This is a genomic window from Treponema sp. OMZ 805 (genome assembly GCF_050937395.1).
Classification (GTDB): domain Bacteria; phylum Spirochaetota; class Spirochaetia; order Treponematales; family Treponemataceae; genus Treponema.
Map to the genome: position 1 here is coordinate 244,472 of NZ_JACCLP010000001.1, position 13,680 is coordinate 258,151.

General features: G+C 35.3%; 18 protein-coding genes and 1 pseudogene. 14 read left to right on the top strand and 5 right to left on the bottom strand.

What is annotated here, in order from left to right:
* The first annotated feature begins 187 nt into the window (after positions 1-187).
* The 4 genes from HGH47_RS01060 to HGH47_RS01075 are packed head-to-tail and all read left to right on the top strand — an operon-like array spanning position 188 to position 2,495.
* Positions 188-877: a TetR/AcrR family transcriptional regulator gene (locus HGH47_RS01060; protein WP_014263033.1), complete on the top strand. Its 690-nt coding sequence runs from the start codon at positions 188-190 to the stop codon at positions 875-877.
* Positions 846-1,589, top strand: coding sequence for an ATP-binding cassette domain-containing protein (locus HGH47_RS01065; RefSeq protein WP_162663491.1), 744 nt, complete (start codon positions 846-848; stop codon positions 1,587-1,589). The genes HGH47_RS01060 and HGH47_RS01065 overlap by 32 nt, the downstream gene beginning before the upstream one ends.
* Positions 1,573-2,283 carry an ABC transporter permease gene (locus tag HGH47_RS01070; RefSeq protein WP_162663492.1) on the top strand — a complete coding sequence of 237 codons (711 nt, stop codon included), beginning with the start codon at positions 1,573-1,575 and terminating at the stop codon, positions 2,281-2,283. The genes HGH47_RS01065 and HGH47_RS01070 overlap by 17 nt, the downstream gene beginning before the upstream one ends.
* On the top strand, positions 2,283-2,495 hold the full coding sequence (locus HGH47_RS01075; protein ID WP_162663493.1) for an LPXTG cell wall anchor domain-containing protein: 213 nt from the start codon (positions 2,283-2,285) through the stop codon (positions 2,493-2,495). The genes HGH47_RS01070 and HGH47_RS01075 overlap by 1 nt, the downstream gene beginning before the upstream one ends.
* Before the next feature lie 227 nt (positions 2,496-2,722).
* Here HGH47_RS01075 and HGH47_RS01080 read toward each other — a convergent pair whose 3' ends face one another.
* The 5 genes from HGH47_RS01080 to HGH47_RS01100 form a co-directional block, all read right to left on the bottom strand.
* Entirely contained in the window at positions 2,723-3,205 is a 483-nt protein-coding gene (locus HGH47_RS01080) for a GNAT family N-acetyltransferase (RefSeq protein ID WP_212565130.1), read from the bottom strand.
* 23 nt (positions 3,206-3,228) lie between these two features.
* The gene (locus tag HGH47_RS01085; protein ID WP_212565129.1) at positions 3,229-4,320 is read right to left on the bottom strand and encodes a DUF6892 domain-containing protein; all 1,092 of its coding nucleotides are present in this window, start codon (positions 4,318-4,320) and stop codon (positions 3,229-3,231) included.
* A gap of 1 nt (position 4,321) precedes the next feature.
* Complete coding sequence (locus HGH47_RS01090) at positions 4,322-4,648, bottom strand: hypothetical protein (RefSeq protein ID WP_230974381.1); 327 nt, start codon at positions 4,646-4,648, stop codon at positions 4,322-4,324.
* Positions 4,649-4,735: 87 nt separating this feature from the next.
* The gene (locus HGH47_RS01095) at positions 4,736-5,719 is read right to left on the bottom strand and encodes a DUF6630 family protein (protein WP_212565127.1); all 984 of its coding nucleotides are present in this window, start codon (positions 5,717-5,719) and stop codon (positions 4,736-4,738) included.
* 153 nt (positions 5,720-5,872) lie between these two features.
* Positions 5,873-6,847 carry a hypothetical protein gene (locus HGH47_RS01100; RefSeq protein WP_212565126.1) on the bottom strand — a complete coding sequence of 325 codons (975 nt, stop codon included), beginning with the start codon at positions 6,845-6,847 and terminating at the stop codon, positions 5,873-5,875.
* 198 nt (positions 6,848-7,045) lie between these two features.
* Here HGH47_RS01100 and HGH47_RS01105 point away from each other — a divergent pair, with 198 nt between their 5' ends.
* From HGH47_RS01105 to HGH47_RS01150, 10 genes and pseudogenes are all read left to right on the top strand, one after another.
* Positions 7,046-7,729, top strand: a complete 684-nt coding sequence (locus tag HGH47_RS01105; RefSeq protein WP_230974379.1) for a hypothetical protein — start codon at positions 7,046-7,048, stop codon at positions 7,727-7,729.
* Positions 7,730-7,903: 174 nt separating this feature from the next.
* A complete protein-coding gene (locus HGH47_RS01110; protein ID WP_212565125.1) occupies positions 7,904-8,365 on the top strand; it encodes a hypothetical protein in 462 nt (153 codons plus the stop codon).
* A 137-nt stretch (positions 8,366-8,502) separates the two neighbouring features.
* A complete protein-coding gene (locus tag HGH47_RS01115) occupies positions 8,503-9,072 on the top strand; it encodes a hypothetical protein (protein ID WP_212565124.1) in 570 nt (189 codons plus the stop codon).
* Between the two features lie 44 nt (positions 9,073-9,116).
* On the top strand, positions 9,117-9,833 hold the full coding sequence (locus HGH47_RS01120) for a hypothetical protein (RefSeq protein WP_212565123.1): 717 nt from the start codon (positions 9,117-9,119) through the stop codon (positions 9,831-9,833).
* A 28-nt stretch (positions 9,834-9,861) separates the two neighbouring features.
* Entirely contained in the window at positions 9,862-10,245 is a 384-nt protein-coding gene (locus HGH47_RS01125; protein WP_212565122.1) for a hypothetical protein, read from the top strand.
* Between the two features lie 135 nt (positions 10,246-10,380).
* Complete coding sequence (locus HGH47_RS01130) at positions 10,381-10,575, top strand: hypothetical protein (RefSeq protein ID WP_212565121.1); 195 nt, start codon at positions 10,381-10,383, stop codon at positions 10,573-10,575.
* 35 nt (positions 10,576-10,610) lie between these two features.
* The gene (locus HGH47_RS01135; protein ID WP_212565120.1) at positions 10,611-10,952 is read left to right on the top strand and encodes a hypothetical protein; all 342 of its coding nucleotides are present in this window, start codon (positions 10,611-10,613) and stop codon (positions 10,950-10,952) included.
* Positions 10,952-11,804: pseudogene (locus HGH47_RS01140) on the top strand (DUF2262 domain-containing protein). The gene HGH47_RS01135 and the pseudogene HGH47_RS01140 overlap by 1 nt, the downstream one beginning before the upstream one ends.
* A gap of 19 nt (positions 11,805-11,823) precedes the next feature.
* A complete protein-coding gene (locus tag HGH47_RS01145) occupies positions 11,824-12,231 on the top strand; it encodes a hypothetical protein (RefSeq protein ID WP_212565119.1) in 408 nt (135 codons plus the stop codon).
* A gap of 92 nt (positions 12,232-12,323) precedes the next feature.
* On the top strand, positions 12,324-13,388 hold the full coding sequence (locus HGH47_RS01150; protein WP_212565118.1) for an ankyrin repeat domain-containing protein: 1,065 nt from the start codon (positions 12,324-12,326) through the stop codon (positions 13,386-13,388).
* Positions 13,389-13,680 lie beyond the last annotated feature (292 nt).

Genomic DNA, 13,680 nt, shown 5'->3' on the forward strand with positions numbered 1-13,680 from the left:
GATACATCATATCATCCTACTAAGTTATCTATCATTGTAGTTACAACAATGATAGATAACATCTATGAGCCAAGTATGATGCAAGAGACTGTGAGAGAATAATTTATAAAAGCTCTTGACAAAATAACAGATAAAAGATATTATAAAAAACCGAACGGTCGGAATTTAATAAGAAGGTGTATCAGCTATGGCGAAAGAATATAATGCAAAGGCTACCATTGAGGCTATTTTATCCGTATCAGCGAAGCTGTTTTTACAAAAGGGATTCGATAAGACCAGCATGATGGATATTGCAACAGCTGCCGGAATATCCAAGGGGGCTATTTATCATCATTTTAAATCGAAGGATGAAATTATCAAATCTGTTATGGAGAAGCAGGAGCAAAGTGTAAAGGGTACAATAGAAAACTTTATGGAAGAGACCCGGTTTTTGAGTGGAAAAGAACAGTTGCAACTTATTTTGGAGAAAAATATCGAGAATCAGGAAGCACATTATTTAGATGATGCAATGAGTGTACGCATGAAAAGTGCAGAGTTTGTCCTATCCTACATGCAATCTTGTGTCAATAAGGATTCTAACTTTGTTTCAAAAATTATTAAGAAAGGAATACAAGATGGCTCTATCGTTACAGATTTTCCGGATGAATGTGCGGAAGTTTTTATGCTATTGCTCAATGTGTGGTGTGATCCGGCTGTTTTTGATTGTGATGGTGAGAAGTTATCCTCGAGACTCGGATTTTTACAATATATGATGAAGTCGATAGGCATCGATGTATTCAGTGATGAACTTATTGAAAAATCGTTGGAGCTATTGCAAAAATTATATCCAAAGGAGGATAAGACCGATGAATCATCATTTCATTATAGAAACAAATAACCTTACAAAAACTTTTGGCGGTAAGGAAGTAATTAAAGGTTGTAATATGCATGTAGAAAAAGGTACGATTTATGGTTTTTTAGGTGCGAACGGAGCGGGGAAAACAACGGTATTCAAACTTCTCTCAGGACTTCTTACACCGACTATGGGAAAATTACAAATGTTTGGAATAGATAATCTTTCAACACCGAGTGATATGTTATCACAGATTGGTACTTTGATAGAAACTCCCATTTTTTATGAACATTTGTCGGCAGCAGAAAATTTGCGTATGCATCTTGCCTACATGGGCAAGGAAGGTGGGAATGTAGAGGATGTCTTGTCAAAAGTCGGATTAAAGGATATTGGTGTTCAGCCGGTATCTACTTTTTCCTTGGGAATGCGTCAGCGTTTAGCGATTGCAAGAGCAATTATCCATAAACCACAACTATTGATTCTGGATGAGCCGATTAACGGACTGGATCCTATGGGAATTAAGGAAATGAGGGACTTATTTTTGTACCTTGCAAAAACAGAGGGTATGACATTACTGATTTCCAGTCATATTTTGACAGAAATAGAGCATATTGCGGATACAATAGGGGTCATTGTCAACGGAACGATAGTGAGAGAGGTCTCGATGGATAAGGTGAAGGTAGAGTATCCATCAGGTCTGGAAGAGTATTTTATGGATATTATGATAGGGAGAAAAGAAAATGAAAACGCTGATTAGATTGGAATTAAAAAAGAATAACATCAACACTTATATCTTAGCGGATATTATCATAGCGATTACGATGATTGGTTTCCTTTTTCTTTTTGCATATGCCCCTTTGATAGAGCCGAATGATAAAGACATGGCAATTTTTGCAGGATATGATAATCTTATTTCTCTATTTTGTGTTTTTAACATGGCAGTATTTTGTGTGATGTCTGCAGTGATGTATTGCAGGTTTGTTATTGAAGATTATTCGGGTAAGCGACCTATTTTACTTTTTTCCTATCCGGTCAGTCGAAAAAAGGTTGTGTTATCCAAACTTTTGATTGTGTGTGGATTTACGATTATATCAATGGTTATCTGTAACTTTATTGTTTTTTTGATATTCGGTATCACTGAAAATTTCATTCATCTTGTAGGAAACAACTTTACAGTTTCTATTATCTTGAACATTGTTGAAAATACCATATTGATGTCAGCGATAGCTGCAACTATCGGAGTGATAGCAGTAGGAATCGGATTTATCAAAAAATCAGTGCCGACAACTATTATTTCTGCAGTTCTCCTTGCTTCGTTAATGTGTAATATTGTGGTAAATGCAAACCCTAATCGAGCAGCGATGTATGTGTTAGCAGCGGCAATGGTAATGATTGGTATCTTGTGTTCGATATTTTTGATGAAAAAAATAAATAAGATGGAGATTTTATAATGGAACAAAAAATAGAAGGAACAGTGGACAATTTTCTTGATAGAATGGCATCAGAATTATATTTGGGAAGTGTATGGTTTGGATTGTTGCTAATCCTTGTTGGAGCAGTGTTGTTATTCAAAAAAAGAAATTCAAACAATAACAAATTTGTTTGTTATGCTTGTATGGTAATAGGATTTCTCGCTATTGTAAGTGGACTGATGCAGATGTAATCCACTGAAAAAGGGGTTCTTGAATGCGTATCGGCTCTACATGAGACCAGACTATTTACGCTACAAGACAGGATAAAAGTATGTATATCAAAAATCGAAATTCCTATGCTTACAGTACGAGAAAATACTGAGAGAAGACGAATAGGGTAGTATAAGATGTTGAGAATACGAACAACAGGTTCTTCCAAAATCAACCATGCGGTTTATAATCTATCTTCTATTTTATATTATAGCTTTAACACTGCGATAAGTTCTTCCCCATCCGTATCTCCTGTTTCAACAAAACCGAATGAGCTATATAGTTTACGCGCAACTTGATTTTCAGGTTCATAAGACAACCAACAACATTCAGCTTTTCCGCAAGGAAAAGTCTTAACAAAATCTAGAGCCAATTTAACTACTTCTTTTCCAAATCCATTGTTTTGATACGCTTTATCAATCATCAGCCGCCAAAGATTATAATTCCCTTTTGCTATTTTAGGTGCATCAATCCAATAGTCATGAACATCAAAACCGATCATCAAAAATCCGACCGGTGTTTCATTGTCATATATCCCGAATGGAAATGCATAACCATTTGCGGTGATTGTAATATAGGCTTCAATGATACTTATATCGTTGGCAGCAACAAAGCTTTTCTGTGTTTCCGATACCTGCAGTTTCAGAATATCCCAAATGTTTTTCCCGTTTACTTTTTCAAAATGAAGCATGCTATATCCTTTATGACTTAAATTTATTCTGCAATATTAATTCCTTTCTTGATAAGTTTTTTCTTTGCTTTTTCGGAAATATAAATAACGGTTCCGTCAATAAGTTTTAAGTTTGGAAACTGTGCCAACTCCTCATCAGAAATAGACTTAATATCAAATAAGTTATCCTCGCCATCCCATTGCGGAATAAGCTGCATATTAATTTCATTTCCGCCATCAAGAAACAGCTGTGTTACCTTTGGGGCCAATTCAGCAGGAATCTCCAATTGCTGAAACCAGCTTTTTACTTCAGGTATCATTTTATCGTAGTAATCATCGGGATCTATTTCTTTTTTTGCATAATCATTGCAAAAATCATATACATCAAATTTCGGTTTAAGCAGTTCTTGTTTGTACATCAGCTCTTGGATAACAGCAAGTTTAAAATTGAAGTTTGTAAATGTTAACACTTCACCTTCCGCCTTTGGCAGCGCCCATTTACCGCTTGACACCCTCGGCGGTTTATACCAAAAACTTATATCCCGTATAGGTTCAGGTTCGGCACATACCAAATCGGCTATCTCATCGGTTTTTGATTTTCTTAAACGCTCCTGAAAAGATATTGCGCCCAGAACCGAGTTTAATTTGCTCGACAATGAGCAATTTATTTTCCAATTTTCCACTTTCATTTCTAAAAATATATAAGCATCTCTCAATGTTTTTTGAGGTATAGCTTCCAAAATAGTTTTACCGTTTATCGTAAAAATGCCGGGAAACACCTGCTTGGGATTTACATCGAAAAACGAAAATTTTACTTTTTTCTCCCATTCCTTATCTTCACATATTCTTATGTCTAGTTCGCTGATACATCCTTTGGAAACAAAACTCTTTATTCCTATATTATCCCAGATATATATTTCCTCTAAATCATCTTTACTTACTGTTCCATCAGGAGTCTTATGCAATACTTTTCTATATTCACCGAATTTCTCCGCAAGAGTATCCATTGACAGGTTTTCAATAAACTCATCATTAATATACAAACCGTTTTTAGTTAAATTGATATGAAGCTTCTGTTGCGGCATAGCCGACTGTTTATCTTGTTTGTTCGATTCCCAATTTTTTATAATACTCATTTTATAACTCCTTACCATATAATATTTCTTTAATAGCTCTTATGTCAATTTTATACCATATTTTATTGACATGCATAAGCGCATCCCATAATTGGATTTTTACTTCACTGTCATCACTATATCGTATTTCTATTCTTAAATGCGGTGCAGTCATTTTAAACATCCTTCCATCATTACGCTCATCATCATATTTTGCAGTATTTAAAATATCCGTTATTGCTTGTATATCATCATGCTTAATTGTTCGTAAGGCTGTATCCGTATTATCGGAAAACTGCATTGATACAATTTCATCAAGGCTTATAATACATTGTTTTGAAATAGTCATAAAGCCATCCTTTCCATCAGTGGATAGTGCAAAAGTAATGAATATAAATATACAAAATGCAATTACTTGTTTCATTTTTTCCCTTTATTACAGCATGTTCACAATTTCAATCGTATTCTCAGATTGAAGCAGGCTGAACAGTCGTTTATAAGCACTTATGATTTTTTCTCTATTTTCTTTATCTGACAAACCTAAAATATAGCAATCGCTATTTGTGTCGATAAGATATAATACCTTGTCACTCATCGAAGCAAGTCTACGGAAAACTTCCGGCGGTTCAAATTCCGTATCTTTATCCAAGTGAAGCATATTCGCTTTTATCTTTTTTACTAATAGATTGTAACCGTATACAATATCTCCCACATTCGCCTTCCAATCGAACATTGCCAAATAGTTCAAATCTATAAAATCGTTTATCAAAGAGACACAAATATCTTCTTGCTCCAATGCTGTATGGTATATTTTCTTGGCTTTTTGCGGAGATATGCCGAGTAATTTGCAAAGCGATAAAAAAGTTTGTTCCGTATCGGCAGGTAAGCTTTTGTTCCGGCAAGCAAGTTTTTCTTTTTCCTCAAAAATACGTCTGTCTTCTTCTTCAAGTATTTTTATTTGCAGTTGTCCGTATTGTGTTAAAGCTGTTTTTATATTCTCAATGATTTTTTTATCAAAAACAGGGTTATTCTTTCCTATAAAATTGAACCACTCTTGTCCCTTCTTGCCTGTGATGTCATAATCATAAGAAACAATTTCACAACGCTCTCCGATTCTCACAACGGCAAAGATTTCATCTTTACAATAATCAACCATACAGATACTTTCGGGTATAAATGCCCTATGGCCGCCATTTTCGTAAAAGCGATTGGTGTATTTTGAGCTTTTAAGTGAAATACAATCAAAAATATTTTGTTCTTTAATTTGTGTCTCCATCATTTCTTGAGCCTGACTCGAAAACTTTGCGTTGTTTTCCAATATCTGCCGAAAGAGTTGTATATCAAATGCCGACCCGCCTATGAGTTTTTCGTCTTTGTAGTACACCCACGATACAGTTCGACCGATATTTTTTCCATTCATATTCCATTCCTTTTTTTATTCGTGCGGAGGGTTTAATACCCCGACGCTTGCGTCGTAACAAAGGGTATTAAAGCCGACTGCAACCACCTTATAGAACACACAGTGCGAAACGTTGAGCACTGTGCCCCGACGCTTGCGTCGGGGTATGTTGATTTATGAATTCACATTGCATAATGCTATTTCTTTTAGTCCTCTATCGTAAAACGAGGTAAGGCATATTTCGCCTGAGATGTTTTCGAGTTTGTGTTTTGACATTCCTCTTGGAAAGGTAATATCGGAATATTCACGTGTGCTGAGTGAAAAAACTTTTTGCTTGCCTTTCCAATCATCGGTTTTAAAAAGAGGAGTCATTATCACATATTGAGAATCAGTAAAGCATCCGTTGATGCCGCCTTTTTTACCGTCTTTTTTTAAGTCATCTGATTCGATAAGTTTTTCGATTACTTTCCCATCTTCGGAAATACTTGCAAGGGAATAATAATTCATTCCCCACTTATTAACCGATGTTTGGCTGTCGCCCGGAGTAAAGGCATAGATTTCTTTATCCGATATTTTAATGCTGTCTATTTTAGGTGCCTCGCCGAATCTGTCTTCTTGATGTGTAAATACCTTTTTATCTATTGTAGAAAAACATTTCCATTCGGCAGATTTTGCAGCAGCATCAAATTCCAAAAGAGCAAAATATCTTGCATCCCCGCAATAAAATTCATTTTCAAAGCAAACGGGAATTGTCTTGCTGTCGGATATATTTTGAAAATACCTCTGTTGAGCTTTTTCCGGCACAATGCTTCTTCTTAGCTGTGAATTATTTTTTATCGGAATTATTTCCGGAGAAGAATGAATGCCGGAGTAATACCGCACTTCTTTTGCCGAAATGATGAGTCCGAAACTTGTACCATATCGAAAAAGCACAGGATAATCTCTGCCTAATGTTTTCTCATATTCAATCGGAATCTTTTTTATACCATCGACAGAAAGCACAAGGAGGTAAAATTTATCCCAATCGCTCTTCACGCCTGTAGTCAGAATTATAGCAGTTCCATCCGGCAACAAAACAGAGCTATGCACAAACGAAAGCTCACTATCCAATTCCCATTTTTTCAATAAACTTAATTTTAGGTTATTCATATTTTATCTTCCTTATTTGTTTCAATATACTTAATCCTTTCAACCGAGCTTCTTCATCAACTAATCCTCTTCCTTTCATATTCTATTGTATCATTTTTCCTTATCGTTTTTAAGAGGGACGATGAAAATCTGACAGTAGAAAAAACACCTTAAAAAGGGTAGAATAGTGTCAAATATGTAATGAAATGAGAATTGTGCGTGGAATGTAGTTATAGAAATGTTGATTATCGATATTTAAAGAATGGCTTATCAATCGATAAGCCGGAACGTTCTGCCAGTGCATTATTTTCACAAAAGAGATACGACAAAGAAATACGGAAGAGAAACGATATGAAGTATATGGATTGGGATAATATGCATACAAGATTGGAGGCGCTATATATTTTGGATAATGCTTTGACTGACCCGTCGGAAGATGACTTGCGATTGGTAAGAAAGAAGAAACTCGACTCGAATCTCAAATATGTTATTGATAACGGAGCAGGAGATTCGTTATCTGTAATCTTTACGGAAACAGTGGTGTTGGTAAAAGGCTTTGCGCATGAAAACAGTCTGAACCAATTTGCTGCCGACGAATGGAATCAAAGTATTATAGACAAGATGTACGAAGGGCTTGACGAGAAATTGATGAATCTTTTTTCAGTAGACGAAAGGGCGGAAACGACATTTTTCATTTGGTATGATGGGGAAGTTCACCAAAATCAGACGGATGAACATGATAGAGGTTATTGGCTATTGGGATATGCTTTCGATTCGTATGAAAGATTTCGAGAATTTGTTACAGAATATTACTCTATGAAATTCGATGATAATTTGTTGAGAAAACTATATACGGATTCCGTTTTATCAGATTTTGAATTATCGGAATTGATTGCAGGATGAATAGATGTATTTTACAAATCGTTCAGAGAAATGAGAGGAGGAGCTGAAAATGTCTGTAATCAATTGGTATTATCGTGTGATAAAACGACGGATGATATTGTGAAATGGTTACAAGGAATTTTCAAATAAATCAGCATTGAATGACATATACTATCAGTGAAAGGGAGATAACAAATGCTAAAGATCGGAGAAAATCATACGTTTGAAGATGACTGGAACGGAAGACAGAGCTGTCTGATGTATTTAAAAGAAGATGGATCTGCATCATGGTCAGTGGATGTCGGATTTGCTAAAGGTAATTTTAGGGGCGAAACAATAGCACCTTCTATTTGCATAAATTGGATAGGTACAAACAAAAACTCAGCAGCAGAATTAATTGGAGAATTCTTTTCTGTAATGACAATAGAAGAAAGCAATGACAGAGAAGATTCATTTTACATTTATGAACACGAACCGATGGTTTCATACAAATTAAAAATTCTTGAAATAAGGAATAGCAAGGCTCATATCCAATGCAGCGGAATATTAATAGTGGATGGATATACTGAACCCTATGAACAGGAAAAATTTGAAATCGATAGTTGGATACCTGTTATTCGTGCGGAGGGTTTAATACCCCGACGCTCTGCGTCGTAACAAAGGGTATTAAAGCCGACTGCAACCACCTTATGAGAACAACATACCCCGACATTTGTGTCGGGGTATGTTGATTGAATCGGTTAAGGACTGGGAAAAATTCGGATTATAGAAAAAGTTAGGCGAGCGGAGGAACTATGAACGAGATTGAGAAATATAGAATATTGAGTGCAGGAAAAGCATTTGGTCACCGTGCCCAAATTGCTTTGTTGTTGCTTGATAGCAGCACAGCCTATGAAGAACTTAAAGAGGAAGCGGCACAAACTTCAGTTGCCGGAAGTTATGGTTGTGCCGGAGGTTTTCCATCCGAAATACTTGAAAGAATAATAACAGAATTGATATGCCGCGACACCCGTAATAGTTGGTATCTGCCTGACAATGTAAAATTTTGGGACAGGCGTTTCGGCAGTCTGTTTGAGACCAAGTTTTTTTGCTATGATGATGATGTAGAAACATGGAGTAAGATACTTTACAAATTCTTTGTAAAACTCAAGTGGATGCCGAAAAGAGAAGATTATACTTCAACAAAAAGCTATAATAATGTTTGGGGATATTTTGCAGAACTTTTAGCAGTTGTAAAACAAAATAATCATCCCGAATTTGATAAGTATTATGAAATTGCAATCAAAAACGGAATGAATGCAGTGATTTTGGAAAGAAAGTTAAAAGAGCTGTCTGAAATAAAACAGTCCTTTGTCGGAGTTTAAATCAAGTGGTGAACTGACTGTTATGTGAATATGGGAGAATAATTATGAATTACTATAATTGGAATGCAAAATGGGCAGGAAACTCTATTACAGAGTTAAAAGATTATACAGGAGAAGAAATTTTAAAGTTATATTGCTACGGATTATCTGAAGAAAAATATCCTTTAAAAAAAGATAGAGATAACATTTTAAAAAGCTGGATAGATTATTTTAACAATACAAAAACAAACATTAAAAAGCTTTTAGTAACAGGTATTGTAAATCAGAAGTTATTGGAATCGATATGTAATCAAACATCACTTGAAGAACTCGTTATATTTCAGGGCAATTTCTCGGACATACAGTGTATTGCAAAATTAAAAAATTTAAAGGCACTTTCAGTATATGCTTCATCAAGAGTAAAAAGTTTGCAGCCCATAGGCGAAATAAAAAATTTAGAAGTACTTATATTATCTAACTTTACCGGCGTAACGGATTATTCTCCGTTGGGAAAATTAAAAAATCTTAAACAACTGGGAATTCATAGTTCTATGGAAAATATAATTAAAGTAGATTCTTTTGATTTTTTAAAAAGTTTGAAGAATATTAAAAATCTTCATACAACGGGATTTAGGCTATTGAATGGAGATTATTCGCCTGTTTTAGAACTTGAAAAATTAGAATTCCTATCTGTTAATATGCCTGCTTATGACTACAAAATATGGAATGATAGATTTGCAGAAAAGTTTAAAGATATTCCACAAAATGACCATGTTCGTTAGTTTGTATTTATATAATTTTAAAACCGAGATGATGATGATTACTGAATGGATAGAAAGAATAAAGCGAAAACACAATTGTAAAGCACATTTTGGAAATGATAGTTTTCAAATGAAAGACTGTATCGTAGCTCCAGTCCACCTGATCCCGGAGGAGATTTATGATAATCAAGAGTTTGATTTCTATGTTAAAACAAAATATGATGTTTACCTGCTCCGTATTATAAATAATGAATCTAACTGCGGTATTATTTATCCGGCAAAACTGAGTGGTATTATATATATCGTAAGCAATTTACCTATTAGCAAAAAGAATATAACCGAATCTATTCAAAAAACATTAAATCGATTAGAGGAATATGGCTTTCCAAATTTAAAGAACTCAAAATGCAAAATCGCATTTCAAATGGAGTAATCAACAACCCCGACGCAGAGCATCGGGGTATGTTGTTCTCATAAGGTGGTTGCAGTCGGGCTTTAATACCCTTTGTTACGACGCAGAGCGTTGGGGTATTAAACCCTCCGCACGAATAAATTGAGCACTTACACAATGAAAGAAAAAACTTTGGTTACTCTTAAAGATGAAATATCTTTTGAATATCCGTTTTCTGATGATATGCCTATGATTTACTTAGGCGAAATAGCTAATATGCTGGAACATGGAATTTTTATAGGTCAATCCGGAAAATGTTATTTTGGGTATCATATTTCAAATTTTAGAGAATTAAGCGAAGATGAGATATAAAATATTAAGACAGAAAATATTTGGAGAAGTTTACAATGAATAATCAGATGGATTTTGTACTGCCTACTTTATATGATAAATTTTTATTAGAAATAGGAGAGGATGGAGAATTTACAATAGAGGATACCGGTATCATTTTATATTCAAAGGCGGATTTGGTAGAAAGAAATACTACTTATCAGATAGAAGAATGGGAGCCGGATTTTTTTATGATTGGACAGGACGGTGACTTGGCTTTCTTTATAAAAAAAGATTCTGATGATACTATTTATATGAATGACTTGGGAGCTTTTGGTTCGATTGAAATGAAACGTGTAGCCTCAGATGTATATGAGTTTGTCAAACATTCAGGTGAGGGGATTGATTGGAGGACTTAATGGAATTAATTGAATACATGCGGCTAAGAAATAAAATGACACAAAAAGAATGGGAAGACTCTTTTGAGAAAAAGAAACGAGAGATTATTGTTCTAAGGCACGAAGGCGGCGGCGGAAGTTTGAGAAACGGTTTTTGGGACTGGGCTGCTTATTTCTTAGCTTATGTGGACTGTGAAACAGGTGAACTGCATAAAGAAGAAGGGCGTATAGTATATCCTGTCACAGACAAAGAAAATTTACCATATCAATTTGAAGACGAAACCATTTACAAATTAAAGGTGCGTGCAAAGCTTCCTGAGGAAGTTCCAAACGGTGTACTACCGACAAAAAAACATTTTTTAGTTGTGGAAGTTCTTGAAAAAAATGCGGCTTGTAAGGAATTGGAAGAAATACTTGCAGAGTATAGAAAACCTATAATTTTACAAGATGATATATTAGGTGAACTGATTTATGATAAACAAATTAAGAGTTTTAAGGGAAATATTCTTTGGCAGGATGGAAAAAATAAATATTATATTAGATGTAGATAAGGATAATAAGGGTGAAATAACAAAGGCGAAAAAAGCCTTGAAAACAATGCTTTCAGAGCAGGAAAAATGGGATGCAGACCTGCGTAGTTTTGCTGCAAAAAAGCTTACTAAACTCGCCTGCGAATGGGCAGAATCTGATGATGAAACTTCTGAAATTACAGAAAAAAGTTTTGCAAAAAGGATTAGCCTCAGTTCAATTTGTATGACATCAGGCGGTTCATTTTCTGCCTATTTTGATGATGACGACCTTTTCTTCGGGCATTGTATAACAGTATGCGGAAGCTTAAAGAAGGGAATTGTGTCAGCCGATATGGAAGGGTAAGAAAATATCAGGAGAAGTGATGGAATTTATCATAGCTGAGGAGGGTGTTCCTCAAAGCATCGATTGTGAGGGGGCGGTGGTTGCATATTATGGGAGTGAGATAGAATTTCATTACGAAACAGTGCCGCCGCATGGAGATGATATTTTTTCTGTAAAATTGCCGCTGTTAGATATTAAACTTCCATTTTGGATATATGGGAGAAATCTTATATTTTTAGATGCGTATTATTTACTGGCGGAAACGGTAAAAAAAGGCACTTGGGATCCCATAACAAGCATGCTTATCAATATCCATACAGGAAAGTATGCAAGCTTGGAACACTGGTACAACAACATATCGGTTAAGGAAAAAGAAGTTGAATTAAAAAATGATTATGATGGAAAATCTATGGTTTTAAAAGATGTTAATGGGCTTAAGTGGGTTTAGAAATATAAAATATACAAGTGTCAAATACTTTTGATACCCACATAGTATAATGGAAACTTAATAATTTGGAATTATAACTAAGGAGAAGAATAATGGCAAAGAAAAGAATTACCTTACCACAAAATTTTGATGAACTGATTACAGCAGGAGATGTTGAAGCTCTTAAAGCCGTCTATGATAAATGTGAGCTTACTGCTCATAACGGTAGATACAGCTTAAATACGGCACTTCATTATGGCGGTGTTCCTGATGAACTTGTTATCTGGCTGGTAGAACAGGGCTTAGATGTAAATACACTCGATTATTATGGGCGTACGCCATTATATAAACATGCCACACTGGGAAGAGATACTGTAAAACTGCTGTATGAATTAGGCGGAGATATACAAAAACCTGATACATATGGAAGTACACCTCTGCATACGGCAGCAGGATTTTTCCGACCTAAGATAGTAAGTTTTTTGATTGAAAAAGGTGCAGATGTTAATGCAAAAAATGATATGGGGCGAACTCCGTTAGTCGAAGCCCTTGCTACTTGCAGAAATATTAATATTGTACAGGCGGCAGAAATTGCAGAAATGCTGATAAAGGCGGGTGCTGAGGTAGTGCCTGAAATGGCTGAAAGAGTCGAAATAATCGGTAAGGATTTTGAATTTCACAGAGAAAACTTTAATAAAGATTACTTGGCTGAAACAGAAGCGGGACTTGAGAAACTCTATACACTGTTTGATGTAAAGCCTGCTCCAAAACGTAAGATACATGACGGCGTTTCTCCTATTATTGTAAAGACAGGTTCTTGGAGAGAACAATACGATGAACTTTGGGAGATGCTGATTCCTTCAAGCGGAGCTGCAAAAACAGTACAAGGCGAAGTTATCCGTATAACAGGCAGGGTGCAGGATGAGCTATATAGAAACGGCGGAGTAAACTGGGATAAAGATTATAGAAATATGCTTAATTCTCTGCCAAATCATTTTGCTTCAGGTACGCCGCTTTCTGAGGAAGAACTGAAAGAGACCAAAGAGCTTATTTCCAGCATACGTGCAAACGGTAGTGATGAAGATGCTATAACAGAGCGTTTGCGTGAACTTTCGGTTCTCTGGGTATTGTTAAATCCTACTCCTATTCCTTTAGGAAAAACAAATTATAACAGATGATTGAGAATATAAACTTATAAAAATAGTTCTTTGAGGCGGCAAAAATAATGAAGCACAGTGCGAGATTATTTATCCGGCAAAAATGAATGGTATTATATCCGTTTTCTGATGACATGCCTATGATTTACTTGGGCGAGATAGCTAATATGCCGGAACATGGAATTTTTATAGGCAAATCGGGGAAATGCTATTTTGGATATCATATTTCAAATTTTAGAGAATTAAGCGAAGATGAGATATAAATAAGTAATGACGACATATTGACGTTGCACAAAATAATGAACATACTATT